Annotated in this window: 13 protein-coding genes; 12 read left to right on the top strand and 1 reads right to left on the bottom strand. The window is 44.1% G+C overall.

Annotated elements, in window-relative coordinates:
- Window positions 1–17 precede the first annotated feature (17 nt).
- The 5 genes from CGC64_RS02475 (at window position 18) to CGC64_RS02495 (ending at window position 8,659) form a co-directional block, all read left to right on the top strand.
- The gene (locus CGC64_RS02475) at window positions 18–1,604 is read left to right on the top strand and encodes a glycoside hydrolase family 31 protein (RefSeq protein WP_005675262.1); all 1,587 of its coding nucleotides are present in this window, start codon (window positions 18–20) and stop codon (window positions 1,602–1,604) included.
- 33 nt (window positions 1,605–1,637) lie between these two features.
- Complete coding sequence (locus tag CGC64_RS02480; protein WP_005675261.1) at window positions 1,638–3,107, top strand: DUF4832 domain-containing protein; 1,470 nt, start codon at window positions 1,638–1,640, stop codon at window positions 3,105–3,107.
- 133 nt (window positions 3,108–3,240) lie between these two features.
- A complete protein-coding gene (locus tag CGC64_RS02485; RefSeq protein WP_005675259.1) occupies window positions 3,241–3,762 on the top strand; it encodes an NUDIX hydrolase in 522 nt (173 codons plus the stop codon).
- A 132-nt stretch (window positions 3,763–3,894) separates the two neighbouring features.
- Window positions 3,895–6,912 (top strand): tetratricopeptide repeat protein, encoded by a 3,018-nt coding sequence (locus tag CGC64_RS02490; RefSeq protein ID WP_005675258.1) that lies wholly within the window; start codon window positions 3,895–3,897, stop codon window positions 6,910–6,912.
- A 22-nt stretch (window positions 6,913–6,934) separates the two neighbouring features.
- Entirely contained in the window at window positions 6,935–8,659 is a 1,725-nt protein-coding gene (locus CGC64_RS02495; protein WP_005675257.1) for a TonB-dependent receptor, read from the top strand.
- Between the two features lie 144 nt (window positions 8,660–8,803).
- On the opposite strand, the gene CGC64_RS02500 is transcribed toward CGC64_RS02495, so the two are convergent.
- Window positions 8,804–9,355: an HU family DNA-binding protein gene (locus CGC64_RS02500; protein ID WP_005675256.1), complete on the bottom strand. Its 552-nt coding sequence runs from the start codon at window positions 9,353–9,355 to the stop codon at window positions 8,804–8,806.
- A 435-nt stretch (window positions 9,356–9,790) separates the two neighbouring features.
- Here CGC64_RS02500 and CGC64_RS02505 point away from each other — a divergent pair, with 435 nt between their 5' ends.
- The 7 genes from CGC64_RS02505 to CGC64_RS02535 all read left to right on the top strand — a co-directional run bounded on the left by CGC64_RS02505 (window position 9,791) and on the right by CGC64_RS02535 (window position 23,480).
- Window positions 9,791–12,964, top strand: coding sequence for a SusC/RagA family TonB-linked outer membrane protein (locus tag CGC64_RS02505; protein WP_032854938.1), 3,174 nt, complete (start codon window positions 9,791–9,793; stop codon window positions 12,962–12,964).
- A gap of 12 nt (window positions 12,965–12,976) precedes the next feature.
- Complete coding sequence (locus CGC64_RS02510) at window positions 12,977–14,734, top strand: RagB/SusD family nutrient uptake outer membrane protein (RefSeq protein WP_005675253.1); 1,758 nt, start codon at window positions 12,977–12,979, stop codon at window positions 14,732–14,734.
- Between the two features lie 31 nt (window positions 14,735–14,765).
- Window positions 14,766–17,543: a SusC/RagA family TonB-linked outer membrane protein gene (locus CGC64_RS02515; RefSeq protein ID WP_005675252.1), complete on the top strand. Its 2,778-nt coding sequence runs from the start codon at window positions 14,766–14,768 to the stop codon at window positions 17,541–17,543.
- Window positions 17,544–17,562: 19 nt separating this feature from the next.
- On the top strand, window positions 17,563–19,278 hold the full coding sequence (locus CGC64_RS02520; protein WP_005681793.1) for a RagB/SusD family nutrient uptake outer membrane protein: 1,716 nt from the start codon (window positions 17,563–17,565) through the stop codon (window positions 19,276–19,278).
- Window positions 19,279–19,310: 32 nt separating this feature from the next.
- The gene (locus CGC64_RS02525; protein WP_005675250.1) at window positions 19,311–20,786 is read left to right on the top strand and encodes a BACON domain-containing protein; all 1,476 of its coding nucleotides are present in this window, start codon (window positions 19,311–19,313) and stop codon (window positions 20,784–20,786) included.
- A gap of 21 nt (window positions 20,787–20,807) precedes the next feature.
- Window positions 20,808–22,268 (top strand): BACON domain-containing protein, encoded by a 1,461-nt coding sequence (locus CGC64_RS02530; RefSeq protein ID WP_005675249.1) that lies wholly within the window; start codon window positions 20,808–20,810, stop codon window positions 22,266–22,268.
- A gap of 87 nt (window positions 22,269–22,355) precedes the next feature.
- Entirely contained in the window at window positions 22,356–23,480 is a 1,125-nt protein-coding gene (locus CGC64_RS02535; RefSeq protein WP_005675248.1) for a DUF4971 domain-containing protein, read from the top strand.
- Window position 23,481 lies beyond the last annotated feature (1 nt).

Genomic DNA, 23,481 nt, shown 5'->3' on the forward strand with positions numbered 1-23,481 from the left:
ACATTAATATTTATATTATGAAGAAATTAATCCTCAGTATCCTGGCATTCAGTCTCGCAACAACTGCTTTGCCACAACAGGTAAAAGAAATAGAAATCCTTCCCAATGAAAAATGGTGGGGAGGAGCTACCGACCTCGGCAATAAAATGCCTTTCTGCGATAACACAATAGAAGCCGACCTGCAAACCCAGAATTTTAATAACCAGACTACCCCGTTACTTATCTCGAATAAGGGGCGTTATATCTGGTGTGACGGTCCATTCCAGTTTCAACTGAGAGACGGAAAAATCCGCATAGAATCCGCCAGAGGAACAATAGAGTACGCTACCGCGGGAAACACATTAAAAGAGGCTTACCTGACCGCTTCCGGAAAGTATCTCCCACCCGCCGGTATATTGCCGCCCGAACTGTTCTTCTCAAAACCGCAATACAATACCTGGATAGAGCTTATATATAATCAGAATCAAGAGGATATCCTGAAATATGCAAGAAGTATTATCGACAACGGATTTCCTACCGGCATACTGATGATTGACGATAACTGGCAAAAAGATTACGGAAACTTCAACTTCCGCCCGGACAAGTTTCCGAACCCCAAAGCAATGGTTGACGAACTTCATGCCATGGGATTTAAAGTGATGTTATGGGTAAGTCCGTTTGTGTCACCCGATAGCGAAGAATTCAGGTATCTAAAGACAAAGGGATATCTGGTAAAAAGAAAAGGTAGTGACCAGCCGGCAATTCTCGATTGGTGGAACGGTTCCAGTGCCTGTTATGACCTGAGCAATCCTGAAGCTTATAACCATTTACGGAGTACGCTCAAGAAAATGCAGCAAGACTATCATATCGACGGTTTCAAATTCGATGCAGGAGACCCGGAAAGATATCCGGAAAAAGAGGTAGATGTTTTCGACCGCCAATCGTATGATACCGAACAGACTTATTTATGGGCCAAGTTGGGGCTCGAATTTCCATATAACGAATTCCGTGCCTGCTGGAAATTAGGCGGCCAGCCTTTAGTACAACGCCTGGGCGACAAGAAATACTCATGGGACGGAGTGGCAAGTCTGGTTCCCTCAATGATAGCCGCCGGCCTGTTGGGATATTCGTATGCCTGTCCCGACATGATTGGAGGCGGAGAATATTCCAGTTTTCAGGGTATTGATGCGTCCGGTTTTGACCAGACATTGATTGTACGTTCCTGCCAGATACATTCCATGATGCCGATGATGCAGTTTTCAGTAGCCCCCTGGCGGATTCTAAGCAAAGAGAACCTGGAAATGTGCATCAAGTATGCCAAATGGCATGAGCAACTGGGTGATTATATACTCTCACAGGCAAAAAAAGCCTCTATTACAGGAGAACCCATTGTACGTCACATGGATTATGCCTTCCCTAATCAGGGATTTGAAGAATGCAGAGACCAGTATATGTTGGGGGATAAATACCTGGTAGCCCCCATTATGTCCAGCGGCAATACACGTACAGTAAAACTCCCCAAAGGTAAATGGAAAGATGATCTGGGAAAAGTCTATAAAGGAGGTAAAACGTATACCCTCGACGTCCCTCTTTCACGGCTTCCCTGGTTTGTAGAAGTTAAATAATCCCGAATATTCACACTTCATATATAGTATCCCATGAAAAGACTCTTGTTATCTCTTCTTTGTATTCCGGCTCTGTTATTGACTTTCTGCAATGACAAAGTAAACTCCAAAGAAGAAACAGAATCTCCCGCTTCCAGTGCGCCGGATCAACTGGAGAAAGTAACATACCAACCCTCGGAGGAAATAATTTGTAACCCGGAGAGAGGATTCTTCACTCATCAGGAATATGCCACGGACAATAACCACTCCATTACCCCCGCCTTCTTGAAAGAATGTCGGGAGAAAGGCATGAGCCTTATATTCACCGCCTACTATATGAGAGATTTCAAAGATAAGTTGATCTCCGAAGAATATCTGCAACGGATACGCAACAATATGTTGGCTCTCAGAAAAGGAGGAGCAAAATCTGTATTACGCTTTGCATATACTTCCTCTGAAAACGAAAAGCCATGGGATGCTCCCAGGGAACTCACGGAACAGCATATCCAACAACTAAAACCTATTCTGGAAGAATTTTCGGATGTAATATGTGTACTCGAAGCCGGATTTGTCGGGGTATGGGGAGAATGGTACTATACTGACCATTATAACTACCAGCCTAAAAAGGGAGAGTATGCTCCCCGCCGTAAGGTACTGGATGCCCTTCTGAAAGTAATGCCCAAGGACAGAATGATAAGTGTACGGTATCCGGTAGCCAAGTTATTTACTTTCAATATTAACTACACCGACACCATTACTAGGAAAACGGCTTATAATGAATCCGACTTATCTCGTATAGCTTTTCACAACGACTGTTTTCTGGCCGACATAGATGACATGGGAACTTTCGGAGAGAATCCTGATTACAGAAAATTCTGGGAATGGGAAACAAAATATGTAGCCATGGGAGGAGAAACCTGTAAACTGTCGGAATATTCGAACTGCGAGAATGCTGTAACAGACTTTGCCAAATACCATTGGTCGTATATTAATATTGATTATCATCCCGCAGTCATCAACCAATGGGAGGACGAACAATGCATGAAGGAAATACAAAAGCGTTTAGGTTATCGCTTCACTCTCTCCGAAGGATATTTTACTCCCAAAGGAGAAATAGGTTGTCCTTATGAAGTGGTGTTAAAGTTACAGAATACAGGTTGGGCTGCCCCATTTAATCCGAGAGATGTCGAGATTGTATTTGTCCACAAAAAGAAGAAAGAGAACAAGTATAAGATCAAACTTAAAGAAGATCCGCGTTTCTGGTTTCCGAATGAGCAGATTACCATTCAGGCTCGATTCGGACTACCGGAATCAATGCCAAGCGGTGAATATGATATTTATTTGAATCTTCCCGACCCCAGACCAACCATTTCGGCACGTTGGGAATACAGTATACAATTAGCTAACAAAGATGTATGGAACAAACAATACGGATATAATAAAATACACAGTACAATGTTGGTTACTAATTCAAATAAAGCATCTTTCGTTGGAGAAAGTTTAGAAAATTTCCAAGTAAAATAATTCAAAGGAACGTCTTCTTTGAGGGAAAAAGAAAAGGCAGGCAAAAACGATACACTCACAAAGTTTGTCGTTTTTGCTTTTTTAGGTACTTTTGTAATCGAAAAAACCAAAATGCAGTATCTGCAAAAGAATTATGAAACATCCTCTTGACCTGTTCCAATATTGTCCCGAATGTGGTTCCTCTCATTTCGAAGTCAACAATGAAAAGTCCAAAAAATGTACAGATTGCGGCTTTGTCTATTATTTCAATCCATCTTCCGCTACCGTGGCTCTAATCCTGAACGACCAAAACGAGCTGCTCGTCTGCCGCCGTGCCAAAGAACCTGCCAAAGGTACGCTCGACCTTCCCGGGGGATTTATCGACATGAACGAAACCGGCGAAGAAGGCGTAGCCCGTGAAGTATTGGAGGAAACCGGATTGAAAGTGCAACAAGCCGTCTATCAATTCTCACTTCCCAATATTTACATCTATTCCGGTTTTCCCGTGCACACACTTGATATGTTCTTTCTTTGTACCGTAGAAGATATAAGCCACTTCTCGGCAATGGATGATGTATCAGATTCTTTCTTCCTGCCTCTCTCCGAGATCAATCCGGAAGATTTTGGACTGGATTCTATCCGTCGAGGACTTAAAAAATTCTTATCCGACAGATAATTCGTTAAAATATAACAAATTACGGAAACATATCCCCTTCCATTCTGTCTAATATTTTAATGAGCTTTAAATTAACAGCCATTAAAATACGTCATTGGAAGATATATAGTACTTTTGCATAAACACCCTATTATGAAAAAAGAAATTACTAGACTCATTTGTGCGACTATCTGTTGCGCACCAATTATAGGATTTGCCCAGACAGGTGATAAATTCACTTCGGCTGACAACCTTTATAAAGAAGGGAAAGAACTTTTCCAGGAAAAAAATTATGCCGCTGCCCTGCCGGCACTAAAGGCATTTGTAAAGCAAAAGCCAACAGCCAGCCTACTCCAAGATGCGGAGTATATGTTGGTCAGTTCAGCTTACGAGTTGAACGACAAGAACCGTATCGAATTGCTCCGCAAGTATCTCGACCATTATCCCGATACTCCTTATGCCAATCGTATCTACTCGTTACTGGCTTCCTGCTACTTCTACGAAGGAAAATACGATGAGGCTATGGCACTCTTCAACTCTACCGACCTCGATTTGCTAAACAATGAGGAACGGGACGACCGCACTTATCAACTGGCTACCTGTTATCTGAAAACAAACGATTTGCGGGAAGCTGCTATCTGGTTCGAAACCTTACGTGCCAACAGTCCCAAGTATGCAACAGACTGTGATTACTATATTTCTTATATCCGTTACACACAGAAACGCTATAACGAAGCATTGAAAGGTTTCCTGCCGCTACAAGACAATGCTAAATACAAGGCACTCGTCCCTTATTATATCGCCGAGATTTATGTACAGCTCAAGAATTATGATAAGGCACAAATCGTAGCACAGAATTACCTGTCGGCTTACCCGAATAACGAGCACGCCGCCGAAATGTACCGCATCCTAGGAGATGCCTACTACCACTTCGGGCAATATCCCCAAGCCGTAGAAGCATTCAGCAATTATCTGGACAGAGAGCACGCCGTCCCGCGCCGTGATGCCCTTTATATGCTGGGACTTTCTTACTATCAAACAAAAGTTTATTCCAAAGCAGCAGAGACGTTAGGCAAAGTAACCACAGAAAACGATGCCCTTACACAGAACGCTTATCTGCACATGGGACTTTCCTACCTGCAATTGGCAGAAAAGAACAAAGCACGTATGGCTTTCGAACAGGCTGCTGCATCCAATGCCAATATGCAAATCAAAGAACAGGCAGCTTATAACTATGCGCTTTGCCTGCACGAAACTTCTTTTTCTGCCTTCGGCGAGTCTGTCACTGCTTTCGAGAAGTTCCTGAATGAATTTCCGACCTCTCCATACGCCGAAAAAGTAAGCAGTTACCTGGTAGAAGTTTATATGAATACCCGCAGCTACGATGCCGCATTAAAATCTATCGACCGGATTGCCAAACCGAGTGCCCAGATACTGGAAGCCAAACAAAAGATATTATTCCAGTTAGGTACACAATCTTTTGCCAACGCCGACTTCGAACAGGCTCTTAAATACCTGAACCAGTCTATCGCTATCGGACAATACAACCGCCAGACCAAAGCAGACGCTTACTACTGGTGTGGAGAGTCATATTATCGTCTCAACCGAATGGTAGAGGCAGCCCGCGATTTCAACGCCTACCTGCAACTGACCACCCAGCCCAATAACGAAATGTACGCGTTGGCTAATTACAACTTGGGCTATATCGCTTTCCATCGGAAAGACTATACACAGGCAAGCAACTATTTCCAAAAATATATCCAATTGGAAAAAGGAGAAAACACAACGGCGCTTGCCGACGCTTACAACCGTATTGGTGACTGCCACCTCCATGTACGTAACTTTGAAGAAGCCAAACATTACTATTCGCAAGCCGAGCAAATGAATACTCCTTCAGGAGATTATTCTTTCTATCAACTCGCTCTCGTATCCGGCTTACAGAAGGACTACACCGGTAAAATCACTTTATTGAACCGTCTGGTCGGCAAATATCCCGCTTCACCTTATGCTGTAAACGCCATTTATGAGAAAGGGCGTTCCTATGTGCTAATGGATAACAACAATCAGGCTATCACCTCCTTCAAGGAACTGCTGAACAAATATCCCGAAAGCCCGGTCAGCCGGAAAGCTGCCGCAGAAATCGGTTTGCTGTTTTATCAGAAAGGAGATTATAACCAAGCGATCGAAGCATATAAGCAAGTTATCGAGAAATATCCGGGCAGCGAAGAAGCACGCCTCGCCATGCGTGACTTGAAGTCTATTTATGTAGACTTGAACCGTATTGATGAGTTTGCCGCTTTAGCGAATGCCATGCCGGGACATATCCGTTTCGACGCCAACGAACAGGATTCGCTTACGTATACCGCTGCCGAAAAGATTTATATGAAAGGCAGAATGGAAGAAGCCAAAACAAGCCTCAACAAATACCTGCAGACTTTCCCCGAAGGAGCTTTCAGTCTGAATGCACATTACTATCTCTGTCTGATCGGCAGTGAACAGAAGAATTATGATATGATTCTCCTCCACTCCGGCAAGTTATTGGAATATCCGAATAATCCATTTGCGGAAGAAGCACTTATCCTGCGGGCGGAAGTACAGTTTAACCAACAAAATACGGCAGAGGCACTGGCAAGTTACAAAATGCTGAAAGAGAAAGCAACCAATGTAGAAAGACGCCAGCTTGCCGAAACAGGTATCCTGCGTTGTGCCTTCCTGTTGAGAGACGATGTGGAAACAATCCATGCCGCTACCGATTTACTGGTAGAGCCCAAGCTTAGTCCGGAACTAAGAAACGAAGCGCTCTATTACCGTGCCAAAGCTTATACTAACCAAAAAGCTGGCAAGAAAGCAATGGACGATTATCGCGAATTGGCTAAGGACACACGTAACTCTTACGGTGCCGAAGCGAAATATCAGGTTGCCCAAGGGCTTTACGATGCCAAAGAATATGCTGCTGCGGAAAAAGAACTTCTCAACTACATCGAACAGAGTACCCCTCACGCTTACTGGCTGGCACGCAGCTTTGTCCTTCTATCCGATGTTTATCATGCGACAGGCAAAGATCTGGACGCACGCCAATACCTATTGAGCCTGCAACAGAACTATCAAGGTAACGACGATATTGAGAGTATGATTGAAAGCAGACTTCAGAAACTGAAAACTGAAAATTGAGAATCTAAAAAACAGAAATGATATGAAACGAGCTTTTTATATAATAGGAGGACTTACACTGGCAATCTCAATACCGTCAGCTCTTCAAGCCCAGACTACCCAACCCAAAGATACGACCATGAACCGTACTGTCGTTGTGGAACAAGAATATAATCCGGATATTATGGACGCCTCGAAAGTGAACGTCCTGCCCAAAGTGGAAGAACCGACAGTCAGCAAGAAAAATGTGGAATACGCCACGACATTCTTTCCGGCGACCTCCGTTCCAGCAGGTCTGATGCGCCCCTATACCGGAAAAGAAACACAACCCGGCAGCACTCCCGGATATGTGCGTGCCGGTTATGGCAATTACGGCAATCTCGATGTACTCGCCAATTATTTATTCCGCTTGTCTGATAAAGACAAACTGAATGTACGCTTCCAAATGGATGGGATGGACGGTAAACTGACCATTCCTTTCACCGACAGCGAGAAATGGAATGCATTCTATTACCGTACACGTGCCAACGTAGATTATACACACCAGTTTAACAAGCTGGATTTGAATATTGCCGGTAACTTCGGACTGAGTAATTTTAACTTCAAACCGGGAAGTGCGAACAGCAAGCAAAAGTTTACATCCGGAGATTTTCATGCCGGCATTCATTTCATCGATGAAACCGCTCCCCTGCGTTTCAATGCCGAGACGAATCTGTTGATGTACGAACGTCAGCACAATATGCTCAATGAACATACAGACAATACATCGCTTAAAGAAACAATCATACGTACCAAAGGAGATGTCACAGGAGCGATCAACGACCAGCAATCGGTTACTATTGCATTAGCTATGAACAATTTCTTGTACAGCGGATATACAAAGAATATCTCCACTGGAGATGAATACTTCAAGAATTATACAACCCTCCTTCTGAATCCTTATTACGAACTGGATAATGATGACTGGAAATTACACGTCGGCGCCAATGTGGACTTATCTTTCGGATTCGACAAAACATTCCGCGTATCACCGGACATCACTGCACAATACATATTCTCTGACAGCTATGTAGTTTATGCCAAAGCAACAGGAGGGAAACTTCTCAATGATTTCCGCAGATTGGAGAGTATTTGTCCTTATGGCGAACTACCGGACGCCCATCTTTCTTCCACCTGGGGATATGTGCAACGTCCTTACGATACATACGAACAAATTAATGGTACGCTCGGATTCAAGGCCAGTCCTTATCCGGGAGTATGGTTCAATATATACGGAGGCTACCAGAACTTGAAAAATGACTTATCTTATTCAGCTTTCGGAAGAGCGAGTGTTACCCATTTCGAATCTTATCTGAATTTCTCGCAAGATAATACAGACAATCTTTATGTCGGAGGTGAAGTTAGTTACGACTATAAAGAAATCGTGTCTTTATCTGCCAAGTACACTTATCGTAAATGGGACAGCAAAACAGAAGAATATCTGTTGGCTGTAAAACCTGCCAGCGAAATGTCTTTCAACGTTCGTATTCATCCGATTTCCGCCTTGAATATCAATCTCAGCTATGACTACATCAACAGGGAAGAAGTGGAAGGATACGCAAAAATGGCTGCTATCAATGATTTGCACATTGGGGCAAGCTATAATGTGTTCAAAGGAGTATCGGTCTATGCGCAAGTACACAATCTGCTGAACAAGAAGTATCAATACTATTTAGGTTATCCTGCCGAAGGATTCAATTTCCTAGGGGGCCTGAGTTTCCGGTTCTAAAGTCAGCAAAAAGATAAATCATAGCAAAATAAATCAGTTCCGGCTTAATCTATTACACACGCCAATGTAGTCAGATTAAGCCGGAACTAGTTTTATCAATCAGATTTTATCTTTCTAATCTATCGCAAAAATACTTTAATTATTTTATTCAGCCTTTATATATACTACCGAACGTCCTGTCCCATACTTTCTCAAAATGCCTTGCCCAATAAAAGTATTTATATCTTTCAATGCCTGTGTTTTTGTCTTTCCGACAAGTGAAGCATAATCCTGTCGGTTAATACACGGATTCTTCACACGAAAGGGAGAATGATAACGTTGCAATACCAATTCACTCTCAATATCCTTCTTAAACTGACGGTTTATTCTCAAATTAATGTCTTTAAGAGATACTGATGGTGAACGTAAGTCTTTTGGCTTAGTCACTTCTTTGTCCACACTCAAAGAAAGAGTAAAATAGCCAATATCACCCAATTCAACGGAAAATCCTTTCAAAAGCAAATGCCGTAATTCTTTCGAGATAGCTTCTATGATACCCACCACTTGCGCATGAGGCATACGCTGAAATGCTACAACTTGATCTGCAATTTCTTCGGCAGTATAACTACCCTTCAATACCACACGTGCATGTAAAGGCAACACTTCCCCTTCCTTGTCAGGATTAGGTGTTTCGTAAAGGTCATAATTAACACTCATTACTCATTTGTTTTTCATTGGGGAAGATTATTCTTTTCATCCTCATATACTATTTACTTCATTGGCTAGTCAGTTTTCGTTCAACAATTGTTAAACGAAAACTAAAATACTAACGAGACAAATGTACGTAGAATATACAGACATTAATCTATACTAACCAACATTTTATTTTATCCGATAGGTTTTCCTAGTGAATGTAAACATATTTACCCACAACTTCAAAAGTGGCTTCCTGTACTATCACAAAGCGTTTTATAGCATTTTGTGCACCTTATTTGGAGAATATTGCACATCTGTTTTCCACACCTCATCTAACTTTGCAGTATTGTTAAAAGCCAACAAATCCATTAATTGTTGACCTTACTTCAAATGAAGCAGATTATTAACTTAACATATTATTAATCTTTCATTATTAACCTAATTAAATTAAACAGTATGAGAAACGCGCGTAATTTAAGATTCCGTTTTCTTATTATGTTTCTTTTGTTCATACCAATGATGTATGCCTTACCCCCTGAAGGTATTACTATCAAAGGTAAAGTAACGGATGAAACACTCAAAGAAGGTGTTCCCGGTGCTAATGTAACTGTAAAAGGTACAAGCATAGGAGCTATTACAGATTTCGACGGCAACTTTACAATCGTCGTTCCAAACAGAAAGTCGGTGTTGAGTATCTCCTTTATCGGGTATGTAACCCAAGAAATAGTAGTGGGAGACAGGAAATTTATCACAGTCACCTTGAAAGAAGACTCGCAGAACCTTGGTGAAGTAGAAGTGGTAGCTATCGCCTACGGTAATCAGGACAGGAGAATGCTTACGAGTGCCGTCTCCTCTATTGACAACAAGGAGTTGATAAAATCACCGGCAACAAGTATCACGAACATCCTTGCCGGTGCATTGCCGGGGGTATCTTCAGTACAGACTACCGGACAACCGGGTAAGGATGCCGCCGCCATTTACGTACGTGGTGTCGGTTCATTGAATGATTCACAGTCCAAGCCCTTAATTCTGGTAGATGGTGTCGAACGTGCCTTTTCACAGATTGACCCGAATGAGGTAGAAACTATCTCCGTGTTGAAAGATGCCTCTTCTACCGCAGTGTTCGGAGTAAGAGGCGCGAATGGTGTCATACTGATTACTACCCGTAGAGGTAAATCGGGAAAGACACAAATATCCGCCAGTACCAAGCTAGGATTGCAGCAACCCATTTCACTGGTAGAGCAGACAGGCAGTTACGAATTTGCACGGTTCTGGAACATGAAGCAGGAAATGGATCATGTCACCAATCCCAAACTTTACTTTACTCCGGAACAGATAGAGGCTTATCGTACAGGCTCCGACCCTATCATGTACCCTAACATGGATTGGAAGAAGTATATCTTCCATAATCTCTACCTCCAAAGCCAGAACAACGTCAACATTTCCGGTGGTAACGACAATGTACAGTATTTCGTATCGGTAGGTTATACGTATCAGAACGGACTACTGAAAGAACTTCCCGGACAGTTGTATGACAACAACTACCGCTACAACCGCTATAACTATCGTGCCAATATCGACGCGAACCTGACCAAGACCACTACCATGAAATTGGGTGTAGGCGGTGTGCTAGGCAAGATACAAGAACCACGCGACGTTCAGTCGGGTACAGGTAACGACCCGAATGCTTGGGTGATAGCGCAAATATGGTCACATCCTTTTGCCGGACCGGGGTTTATCAATGGAGTACGTACATTGGTTCCCGATGACCTGGTACCCTTAGGAGAAGTAATGCGCGATGGTATGTTCGTATTCTACGGAAAAGGATACAACCAAACGTATGACACGACGTTGAATATGGACTTGGACATCACACAGAAATTAGATTTCGTCACTCCGGGACTGAGCGTTTCCGTCAAAGGAGCCTACGACAATCAATTCAAGTTATATAAGGAACGTGCCGGAGGAGCCATAGAATCACAAACAGTATACTACCAATCATATTTCGACTCGAACGGGAATATGCCCCAGACCGATCCCGATTACGACAAGACACATATTTTCGTACCTTCCGGCAGCGATACTCCGCTGACCTATTCGGAAAGTAGCGGACGAGCACAAAACTGGTACCTCGAGGGACGTATCAACTATGATCGTATGTTCGGCGATCATAAAGTGTCCGGACTCATCCTGTACAACCAATCACGCAATTACTATCCGGACAGCTACACTTATCTGCCGCGCAACTATGTAGGACTGGTGGGACGTGCCACGTATGCCTATCAAAGCAAATACCTGCTCGATGTAAACGTAGGGTATAACGGCTCGGAAAACTTTGCTCCGGGTAGCACACGTTTCGGTATCTTCCCTTCTTTCTCAGCTGGCTGGATAGCCACTGCCGAGAAATTTATGGAAAACCAGAAAGTAGTGGATTACTTAAAGCTCAGAGCTTCCTGGGGACGTGTAGGTAACGACAAAGGCGTAAATTCCCGCTTTATGTACATGCCTGCCGTATGGGGTGGCTCAGGAAGTTACAGTTTCGGTATTAATAATCCCATATCCCAATCGGCAGCCGCCATCTCAAGTATGGGTAATCCGGAAGTGACTTGGGAAACTGCGGAGAAACAGAACTACGGTATCGATCTTAAGTTCTTCAACAGCCGCCTGTCTGCAACTTTCGACTATTTTATCGAACACCGCACGGGGATTCTTATTTCTCCAGAATCTACTCCGAACATTATCGCAACCTCTCTGCCTAACCTCAATATAGGTAAGGTAAACAATCACGGTTACGAAATCTCTTTGGGCTGGCGCGACAGGATAGGTAAGAATTTCGGTTATTACGTAGATGCCAACGTCTCCTTTGCCCGCAACAAGATCCTTTATATGGACGAAGTACCCAAGCAGTTCTCTTATATGAACCATACCGGCGGTTCTACGGGACGTTACAGCAGATTGTACAACTTTGTCCGTCTTTATCAGTACAGCGACTTTACTACCGGTGCCGGTGGCGAGTTAGTTTTAAATCCGGAACTTCCGCAACCCTCCGTGAAGGTATATCCGGGCGATGCTATGTACGCTGACCTCAACGGTGATCATGTCGTAGACGGTAATGACAAATGTGTGACCGGCTTTGCCACCCGCCCGGAATATGTATTCGGCATGAACATGGGTTTCAACTGGAAAGGCTTTGACCTCTCCATGCAGTGGGTAGGCTCCAAGAACGTCAACAGAATGTACGAAATCGAATACCGTATCCCGTATACCAATGCAGGAAAGCGCGGTCTGCTAACCTACTTTTATGATGGTTGTTGGACAGAGGAGAACCAATTGGGTGCTGTCTATCCGCGTGCATCGGAAACTTCGGAAAGCTGGAATTCCGAGCCCTCTACTCTTTGGCTGGCAGATGCTTCTTATCTCCGCCTGAAAAGTCTGAGCCTCAGCTACACGCTCACCGGAAAAAAATTCTTGAAGAAACTGGGACTTACTTCACTCGGATTCAATTTCAGCGGTTATAACCTGCTGACTTTCTCACCGCTTAAATACCTTGACCCGGAAAGTAACCCTGACAACTATGGAGAGTATCCGCTGATTAAGGTGTACAGCTTTGGTTTAAATCTTAACTTCTAAAAGAACAACTTTATGAATAGTATATTAAAAGGATTCATGGCACTAGGATGCCTGCTAATGGCTTCTTCCTGCTCTGAAATCAGTTTCGGAGATAAATTTCTGGGCAATCAGCCTGAAAGTTCCGGAGCAACCACCAAAGAGATGTTTTCTTCGAGAATAAATGCCGAAAAGGTGCTGACAAAAGCATATACCGGATTACCTTACGGGCTGCCCACCACTTCCGACTGGAAGTTAGGTGTGAACATCCTCGAATCTCTCACTGACTTATGTTACAGTTTTCGAGACAACATCAACGACGGTCCTCTAAAACTTTATTATAACGGCGCACTCAGTCCCACCAACGTTCCCCGAAGTGCAGCCTACCGTTATGGAAGTAAAGCCGACTGGACTGCCATCCGCTACGCCTGGTGCTATATCGAGAATGTAAAAGATGTGCCCGATATGTCGGAAAGTGAAAAGAGCCAACGTATCGCTGAAGCGAAAACCGTTATAGCCCTTTGTTACTTCGAGATGCTTCGCTATGTAGGCGGCGTGACGTGGATAGACCACTATGTAGACGTCAACGAGGAGATGAACTTCCCCCGCATCACATTCGCCCAAACCGTGGAGAAGATTGTAGCTTTGCTCGACGAGGTCATCAACTCCAACTTAAAGTGGAAACAGGATGACGCGGATGACGGACGTATGACCAAGGCGGGAGCTATGGCACTGAAATTCAAAGTACTGCAATGGGCTGCCAGCCCCACTTTCAACTCTGACAAGAAATGGCATCCCCAAGCGGACGAATATACCTGCTACGGCAACTATAGCGCCCAGCGTTGGGAAGCTGCAAAGGCAGCAGGCGAGGCTTTCTTTGCGGAAGTGCAAAGACAAGGCGGATACTCGCTGATCCAGCCGGAGGAAGATACTCATCGGGCAAGACGTCTTGCCTACCGCCGGGCATACTATAATCGTGGCGGTACGGAAATACTGATCTCTACCCGTCATGGATATGATGTCAACACTATTTGGGAGTATATCGACAGCCGTCCTTGGGGGTATCTTCCTACATTAAACTATGTCGATATGTTCTCTTGGGCGGACGGAACCGATTTTCCGAAAGACTTCAACTGGCAGTCTCCTTCCCGTCAGCCTTTCTTTACCGTGGGTGATATGGAACCTACCCGTGACCCGCGCCTGTATGAAAATGTGGCTTGTCCGGGAGACACCTATTGCAATGGAACAGTCGCCCCTGTCCATCTCAATCATCCCAACTACAAAGCCGGTAGCGGATTCATGACCATGAAGTTCATCTTACAAGAGAACAGTGACCGTGAAGGGCCGATACAGTGGCCTCATACCCGTCTGCCGGAAATCATGCTGGGATATGCGGAAGTACTCAACGAAGTGAATAAACGTCCGAACGATGAAGCCTACAAGTTGGTGAACGATGTACGGAAGAGAGTAGGTCTCTCCGAACTTCCCAAGAACATGAATTACGATGAGTTTCTGGAAGCCGTACTGAGAGAAAGAGCGCTGGAATTGGGATTCGAAGAGGTACGTTGGTTCGACCTTGTGCGCAGAGGTCGTGAAAACGATTTCAGAAAGCAACTGTACGGACTGCGGAGCAGAGGTAACGACCAACACAATCCCACAGCGTTCACTTTTGAGAAAGTAGAATTAAGCGACCGCTATTGGGTAGACAGTTGGGATACCAAATGGTATCTGGCTCCGATACCTCAAGACGAAATCAACAAGAGATATGGAATGACCCAAAATCCGGGTTGGTAAATTGATACGCAAACTAATATTCTATTGAACAATGAATAAAATAAACTATATATTAACCACTCTACTCCTGGGAGGTGCGGTAGTTCTGAACGCGCAGACACCAGCAACGGTATCGGATATGCAGCTGGCTGACACCTTGAGCGTAGGATACCGTATAAACGTATCTTCCCAGACCAGTAGTTATTCTGTCAACGGAGTCAATGCTTCTGCATTCGAAAAATCTCCGCATATAGACATCAGCAAAGCACTATATGGGAAAGTAGCCGGTCTGAACGTATATCAAGGCGCAGGCTCGTCAGCCGACAACGTTTCTTCTCTCTCCATACACGGTCATGCTCCGTTAGTGTTGATCGACGGTTTTCCTCGCGACATCACCGATATTAGTTCTATGGAGATCGAATCGTGCTACGTACTGAAAGACGCCGCTGCTGCTGCCCTCTATGGTATGCGCGGTGCTAACGGTGTAATATTGATTACGACCAAACGCGGCACAAGCAATGGACTAAAAGTAAAGGTAGACTATAACTTCGGCGTTAACACCCAGTTCCGCTCTCCTGACTTTGCAGACGCCTATACGTATGCGAACACTCTCAATACCGCACTGAGTGGAGACGGTCTGTCCGCACGCTACAATATCCGGGAATTGGAGGCTTTCCGTACAGGTATTTACCCATACGACTATCCGAACGTAGACTGGTGGGAAGAAACGTTGAACAAAACCGGATTTACACATAACCTAAAAATGGCTTTCAGCGGAGGTGGCGAAAAGTTCCGTTTCTATACCGTAGTAGATTACTATCGTGACCGTTCGATGCTGAAGAAAAATACGGAAGACACACGTTACGACACCACGCCCACAGATACACGCTTAACTGTGCGTACCAATCTGGACGTGAACGTGACTAAAAGTACTTATCTGAAACTCGGAATCGCTGGAAAACTGAAAGAACTTCGGGGAACCCGTTACGGGCGTAACGCTATCTTCAATGACATTTACGGCATTCCTTCGGCCGCATTCCCCATCCGTCATGAAAACGGCATCTTTGGAGGAAGTTCAGTCTATGGAGACAAGAACCCGATTGCCTTACTGAAACATTACGGACATATCCGTAATGTATACGGAAGCCTGCTCGCCGACTTGAGCGTCCGCCAAAAACTGGACATGCTGACCAAGGGATTGGCAGTCGAGGCGGCTATTTCTTTCGATAACATCGGAGGAATGTATGAAACCAGCAGCAAAAGTTACCGTTATATGAACAGCGGAGCCAGTATTTCCGACGATGGCACATTGATAACCACTCCTACTATTTGGGGCACAGACTCCGAAACCTTGGGACACAGCCAGCCTTTTGAAAACCTGTTGTTCAGAAGCAACTTCCAGGCAAAAGCGGACTATAGCCGTACCTTTGACAAACACCGGGTAGGAGGAGCATTGATTTACGACATGCAGTCAGTAAATAGAAACGGCAGAAACAATTCACAAAAAAATCTGTCAGTTTTAATGAATGCCACCTATACTTACGACGACCGTTATACCCTTAATGCCGTATTCAACCGTTCCGGTTCGGCATATTTGCCGGATGGAGACAAATTCGCGAACTATCCTGCCATATCTGCCGCCTGGATCGTATCCAACGAAGCATTCATGGAGAAAATAACTCCGATTAATATCTTCAAGATTCGTGCCTCCTATGGTCTTTCCGGTTGGGATGGAAACTTGAGCCACGAATTATGGCGCCAGTCATACGGTTATGCTGCAGGTTACAACTTCGGCGAAAACGCCGGAAGCGTTTCAGGAGGTAGCGAAGGTAACTTGCCAGTAGTCGGATTGGTAGCGGAGAAATCCCAAAAAGCGACTTTCGGATTTGATCTTTCCGCTCTCAACAACCGGTTAAATGCTACTGTGGAAGGTTTCTACGAGAAACGTTCGGATATACTTGTGTCCGGCGCCAATTCCACGTCCGGCATCATCGGTGTCACGGTGGGGCAAGTAAACGAAGGAATCTATAAATACAGAGGATTTGATGCCTCTTTGAACTGGAATGACAAAGCCGGTGATTTCCATTACAGTATCGGAGCAACCATGTCGTACTTGAACTCGGAAGTAGTCAATGTAAACCAAGCCTATCAAGAGTATGACTACTTGTACACCAAAGGCAACCGTGTGGGACAGATGTACGGTCTGGAAGCAATAGGATTCTTCAACAGTCAGCAGGAAATCAACAACAGCCCGCAGCAAACATTCTCAGGCATCGCTCCCGGTGACGTGAAGTATAAAGACCAAAACGGTGATAACCGCATTGATGAAAAAGATGTGGTAAAAATGTTCGGTTCCTCACTACCACGTTTCTACTTCGGATTCAATCTGAATTTCTCCTATAAAAGATTCGAACTCTCTGCCGACTTCCAAGGAATGACCGGTGTAACAGTCTCTCTACTTGACAGCCCGCTTTACCGACCGCTTGTGGACAACGGAAACATCTCGAACACGTTCCTGAACGAGGAAGTTTACTGGACACCGGAGAACAAAGCCAAAGCTACTATGCCGAGACTGACTACACAGGAAAACCAGAACAACTACCGTGCCAGTTCATTGTGGTATCGTGACGGTTCGTTCCTGAAATTACGGAACCTGCTGGTAGCTTATACATTTCCGAAATCTCAGACCCGTTTTGCCGATTTACAAGTATTCGTGCAAGGCACTAACTTGTTCTCGCTAGATAACATCCATTTTGCCGATCCCGAACAACTTGGTATCGCTTATCCGTCTGCAAGGAGCTATTGGGCGGGTGTGAAACTTAATTTTTAATGTAAAGTAAATGAACATTATGAGAACCAAATACATCATCTTAACCGTTTTGTCTTCGTTGAGCCTTGCTTCGTGCAATTATCTCGATTTTGATGAAACAAACGGTTTGAAGACAAAAGAAGACATGTATAAGTATTTCGGTACAAGCAAAGATATGCTGTCCCACGTATACTCATATATGCCGCAAGGATATGCGTATTTCGCAACTGAAGGAATCTTTTCCGAAGAGAGTTATTCCATGCGTGACTGTGCCTCAGACGACGGTGAGTTCGGAGCTTACGCCGCCAACATCCAAAACGCGAACAACGGCAATTGGTCACCCATCAAAACGTATGATGACGCTTGGACGCTCTATCGTGGCATCCGTGCCGCCAATAGTTTTCTTACAGAGATTGCACAAGTGGACTTCTCGCGTTATGAACACGACGGACAATATCAGAATTGGATGAAGCAATTGAAATACTTCCCTTACGAGGCCAGAGTGCTGCGCGCACACTACTTTTTTGAGCTGGCACGCCGCTATGGTGATATCGCCATGCCATTGGAAGTGCTTACAGAAGAAGAAGCGAACACTATTGGTAAAACACCATTTGCCGAGGTGATTAATTTTATTGTCAACGAATGTAACGAGGCTGCTAACAACTTACCGGATGATTATGTAAACGAACCGGGAGCGGAGATAGGCAGAGTAACCAGAGGTTTTGCAATGGCGGTGAAATCAAAAGCATTATTATATGCAGCCAGCCGCTTACATAATCCTTCTATGGATACCGAATTATGGAAGCAATCCGCCAAAGCTGCATTGGACATCATGAATACAGGACTTTACTCCCTTGACGGTCAAGAGAGTGCCAACAACTTCGCATCAAAAGAAGTGGTACTGATGAGACTCAATGCTGAAGCTACAAACTTCGAGAGATATAATTTTCCTCTTCGTTTCACTTACGGGGCACGCACTTCCATGATTGCTTACGGCAACTTCCCGTCACAAAATCTGGTGGACGCCTTTGAAACCGCCAACGGTTATAGAGTGACACTGGAAAATACCGGTTGGGTTTGCGATGACCCCGATTTCAATCCGCAAGCTCCTTATGAAAACCGTGACAAACGATTCTATCGCACAATTCTCGCCAATGGCATGACATTTAAAGAGAGTACGGTAGAAACGTTCAAAGGAGGTATCGATGATGGTATTGTGTCAGAAGGAGGTTCGCCCACCGGTTATTTTCTACGCCGGTACATTCAGGAAGGTACCAGTTTTGAACCGGGCAGGGAATCAGCCAACAAGCACTATTGGGCAATTTACCGTTATGCGGAAACCTTGCTCACCTATGCAGAATCCATGGTTAATGCTTTCAATGATGTCGACTACACTGATGAGACTTATGTGTATTCAGCATTGTGGGCTATCAACGAAGTAAGAAAGAATGCCGACATGCCGCTACTTACTTCTATGGGAAAAGAAGAATTCTTGGAACGTCTGTACAATGAATGGCGCGTAGAATTTGCCTTCGAAGATCACCGTTTTTGGGATGTACGTAGGTGGAAAATAGCTGATACTACCCAGCGCGAACTGTACGGAGTGAAGATTGAAAAACAACAGAACGGCACACTGAGTTTTTATAAAAACCTTTATGAAAGCCGCACATGGAGAGACTGCATGTATCTCTATCCTATACCTCAGAGCGAGCTGTACAAAAATACAAACTTAAATCCTCAAAATGCAGGATGGTAATTTATTGTCTAATCTAATAGTAAATATGATATATGAAAAAGTTATATAACAACACATTATTGCAACTGATTCTTGCATTGTGCACATTCAGTTTCGTAGCATGTCAGGAGTTCGATATCGACTCACAGCCGGAAGGACCCCTCAACATCCAGATAGATGCACTGGAGGCTTATACCGCTTTGGCAACTTCTCCCAGCAACATCGTTTTTAATATAAGTTCAAACACCCCTTGGACAATCGAGAGTAATCAACAGTGGTGCAAACCCACTCCCACTATGAGTGCGGCAAGTTCACTGGTTTCGGAGATTGTAGTAACTCTCGAAAATAATGTGGGAAAACAAATGCGTACAGCTCAACTGTTCATCAAGGCTGAAGGCATTGAGGGAACTAAGGTAGTGACTATCGAACAAGCTTCTAAAGAAGACTTGGTAGTAATTCGCCCTACGGATATCGTTCCTACCGAAGGAGGCATGGTTTCATTTAATATCATTTCCAATAAACCGTGGGAAATCATTACTACGACTCAGTTCCTTGAGAATATCGATAAAACATCCGGTACGGGAAATGAGAACGGTGAGAAAGAGAACATTACAATTACTGTCCCCCAAAATACAGGAGCAATAAGAAGTGCGGAAATCACCGTGAAAACGGCTTTTCAGGAGGAGACATTCACTATTACCCAAGATGGTATTGTGATTGAAACCAAGAATGAAGAAGATGCTGTTAACACAATGAGCGGAGAAGGTGGAGAGAAAACAATAGAAATCAACTCTAGTGTAGAATGGAAAATAGAAATTCCGACTGAATACAAAGAATGGCTGAGTGCAGAAGCAGACGGTAATCGGTTAAAACTGTCTACTACGTTTAATAATTTATTCGTTCCGCGTACCGGACACATCTTACTGTATCCTAAAATGAATGTTCCGGGATTTGAAGGCGTGCCTATTGAAGTGACACAACCCAGAAATATGTCTCTAAACAGAGGAGAGGAGACCGTAGATCCGGTGACAGGATATACTACTATCCAAAGTAAAGGCGCAGCCAGATTTGTATCCAATTTTGGATTCAGAAAAGGAAAAGTTGCTTGGGAGTTTGACAAAGTGGATATACCGGACAGTAATGGAGCAATCGAACTTAACGGAGATACATGGACTTGGGGAGATGGCTCCGGTTATATCAAAGCCTGGTTGAGACCGGAAAGTTCAGAGATGACTTCAAACATTGATGCATGGGACGGAGCTTACTTTAGACTACAAAACTTTAATATAAACATCAATGACGTTAAATCTATTTCCATTGAAGCCAAAGACGATCCGGAAAATGAAGGCAAAATATGTCTAATACTTTACGTCAACGAACAAGAGGTAGCACGGATGAAAAATAAGACGGACATTTATGCGGTCAATCCGAATTTCCGTGGACAACAGTTCTACTTCGGATTTGAAAGTGAAACAGACCAGATTTGTACAATGACATTCAAATCTATCAACTTTGAGTCTTATGAATAATACTAAAAACATAAAGTAAATATGAAATCAATTATACATAAAGCAATATACTGGGCTTTACCGCTTTTGACATTGCCTACAACTGGTTTACTGTTGCAGAGCTGCGAAGAGGACAAAGCAGAGAAGTGGGTCGACTTGCGTTATAGAGTAGAAGACTCTTACGTGATCCAAGCCTCCAACCCGGAGCCTTTCTCTTTCGAAGTCAAGTCTACTGACTCATGGGAAGTCTTCGGAAAATATGACTGGTATACCCTTTCACCCTCAACGGGTGAAGCTGGTAAGACCTATACTGTAACTGTTGCCTGCAAAGAGAATACCGCACTGGACGACCGTATAGATACCATTCACATCAAGAGTGACTATTGGACAGGCAAACGCTTTGTACTCACTCAGAAAGGTACTGCCTATCTGAATGTAGAGGACGTAGAGATGATTAACCAAGAAGGCGATGCTATGACATTCAATGTGCTCAGTAACCAGAAGTGGAGTGCTAAGGTGACAGAAGGTGACATCTGGCTTTCTATCCGAGGTAACGACGGGAAGATTGAAGGCGAGCAAAACGGACAGATTACAGTAGAAGCTACCCCCAACACAGGTGAAATGAGAACGGGTGTAGTAACCATTTACGACCGCCACGGAAAAGTTGCCATGGAAGTGAAATGCACACAAGACGGCGTGCTGCTGACACCGGAAACACCAGTGAACGGTAAGTGGTTTACCATCTATGAGCAAGAGCAGGAGCTCAAAATCTCCATAGAATCCAATGCAGAATGGACTGTTTATAAAGAGAATGAACTGGACGATACATGGTACGATTTCGAGAAAACTTCTTTCTCCGGTTCTGAAGAACTGGTAATCAAAGTATCCGAACATACGGGGTCCAGCGTTCGTACGGGAACAATCATACTGGCAACCAAAGCCGCCGAAGGCGCTACACCGCTGACCAAGACCGTGAAGTTCAAGCAGGCCAATCCCAAACGTCCTGAGGTACACAACATGGATGTTACGTTAGGTACTCAATATGGTCCCGGCAGCTTGATGCCCGGACGTTACAACTTCTACTTCGAACCTTTCAATGCCAACTTCGAACTCTTCTTTATGTGGGGAGATGTGGAACTTCGTTTCCATGTCAGTGACAATATAACCCTCCTAAGTACGAGACCTTGGTGTAGTGATGTGTTCGATGATAGATCTGATTGCCGCCACACTGTAGATTCCAGTCAACCCAATGTACTGTCGTTTGAACTCCAAGAGAGCGTAACACCTACCGGCAGCTGGCTCTACACCGAATGGATACTGAACAATAAGATAATCGCCAAAGCAACCAGCGATGGTGTGAGCGATGCAGACGGAACAGGCGACACGTGGAAAGTGCCATTCTCGCAACTTAGCTCCGGCGGAACTTTCCTTGTCAGAGCAACAAGTGGCAGTCTCGTATTTACTAAATGGGAATATGTGGCTCCGTTAAACTGGGGAGACTGATTCTTTAGTCAAAAAGTGCTTGCCCGCTTGCCAACAACAATTCGGGTAAGTGCTTATTAAACTCATAATACATAAAACCAAAAGAGTATGATGAAAAAAAAATTATTATTTATATTGAGCCTGACATTCATCGGTATTTCCTGTTTTGCTTGTCTGGACGATGAAACGAAGTACGTCACTCAAAAAAAGACTAACTATCCGCTTACAGCTTTTGCCGTAGCAGTGAATAATGTACAAACGGGTACTACCTCCTATTATCACGGAAAGATAGACCAGACCACCCACAAGATAGAAATCGGAACCATCGAAAATGCGAATGTCATCACCGGCGTGGATTATACATTGATGGACGGAGCGAGCATTTCACCAGACCCCGCTACCTTTATACAAAACTGGCAGAAAGAGCAAAAGGTGACTGTCACCACCGCGAACAATCAGTCGATTACTTATACCATCGTACTACCGAAGTATGACGAAACGTTGAAAGACATTATCTTTATAGACGATTTCAACGTAAATGGCATTCCCAACCCCAACAGCTGGGTACTCTGTCAAAAATCAACATCAGACTGGTGCGACGAGATGTCCGAAAGCTACGACCAAGCATATGTAGAAGATGGCAAACTGATACTAAAGGCAGAAAAAATAGGTAATGAATATCGTGCCGGCGGTATCGAGTCAATAGGTAAGGTAGACTTCACCTTCGGGCGTGTTGAAGTCAGAGCGAGAATCCCCAGACATCCTGACGGAGCCTTTCCTGCTATCTGGCTGATGCCTCAAAAGTCTGCTCCCTTATACAGTAGTTGGCCGAATGGCGGTGAGATTGACATAATGGAGCATATCCGGCAAGAAGATGTGATTTATCAGACAGTGCATACCCACTATACCTACGACTTGAACATCAAAGATCCTATCAACTCGACATCGGTAACATGCAGCTACGAGGACTGGAATATCTATGCCGTAGAATGGACAGAAGATAAAATAACGTTCTTTGTCAATGACCAAAAGACTTTCTCTTATGAGAACCTCAAGCTGGCAAATGAAGAAGAAATGAAACAATGGCCGTTCACCAAAGATTCTTCTTTCTATATCATTCTGAATATGGGACTTGGAGGAAACGCAGATTCATGGGCAGGTCCTATTGATGACACCGATCTACCTGCCATTATGGAAATAGATTGGGTAAAGGTTAGCAAACTGAATAAATAGT

It is taken from the genome of Bacteroides caccae (assembly GCF_002222615.2).
Classification (GTDB): Bacteria; Bacteroidota; Bacteroidia; order Bacteroidales; family Bacteroidaceae; genus Bacteroides; species Bacteroides caccae.

Excerpts from the sequence above, each read along its gene's own strand:
- CGC64_RS02475 (WP_005675262.1), top strand. The coding sequence starts at position 18 with ATGAAGAAATTAATCCTCAGTATCCTGGCATTCAGTCTCGCAACAACT.
- CGC64_RS02480 (WP_005675261.1), top strand. The coding sequence starts at position 1,638 with ATGAAAAGACTCTTGTTATCTCTTCTTTGTATTCCGGCTCTGTTATTG.
- CGC64_RS02485 (WP_005675259.1), top strand. The coding sequence starts at position 3,241 with ATGAAACATCCTCTTGACCTGTTCCAATATTGTCCCGAATGTGGTTCC.
- CGC64_RS02490 (WP_005675258.1), top strand. The coding sequence starts at position 3,895 with ATGAAAAAAGAAATTACTAGACTCATTTGTGCGACTATCTGTTGCGCA.
- CGC64_RS02495 (WP_005675257.1), top strand. The coding sequence starts at position 6,935 with ATGAAACGAGCTTTTTATATAATAGGAGGACTTACACTGGCAATCTCA.
- CGC64_RS02500 (WP_005675256.1), bottom strand. The coding sequence starts at position 9,355 with ATGAGTGTTAATTATGACCTTTACGAAACACCTAATCCTGACAAGGAA.
- CGC64_RS02505 (WP_032854938.1), top strand. The coding sequence starts at position 9,791 with ATGAGAAACGCGCGTAATTTAAGATTCCGTTTTCTTATTATGTTTCTT.
- CGC64_RS02510 (WP_005675253.1), top strand. The coding sequence starts at position 12,977 with ATGAATAGTATATTAAAAGGATTCATGGCACTAGGATGCCTGCTAATG.
- CGC64_RS02515 (WP_005675252.1), top strand. The coding sequence starts at position 14,766 with ATGAATAAAATAAACTATATATTAACCACTCTACTCCTGGGAGGTGCG.
- CGC64_RS02520 (WP_005681793.1), top strand. The coding sequence starts at position 17,563 with ATGAGAACCAAATACATCATCTTAACCGTTTTGTCTTCGTTGAGCCTT.
- CGC64_RS02525 (WP_005675250.1), top strand. The coding sequence starts at position 19,311 with ATGAAAAAGTTATATAACAACACATTATTGCAACTGATTCTTGCATTG.
- CGC64_RS02530 (WP_005675249.1), top strand. The coding sequence starts at position 20,808 with ATGAAATCAATTATACATAAAGCAATATACTGGGCTTTACCGCTTTTG.
- CGC64_RS02535 (WP_005675248.1), top strand. The coding sequence starts at position 22,356 with ATGATGAAAAAAAAATTATTATTTATATTGAGCCTGACATTCATCGGT.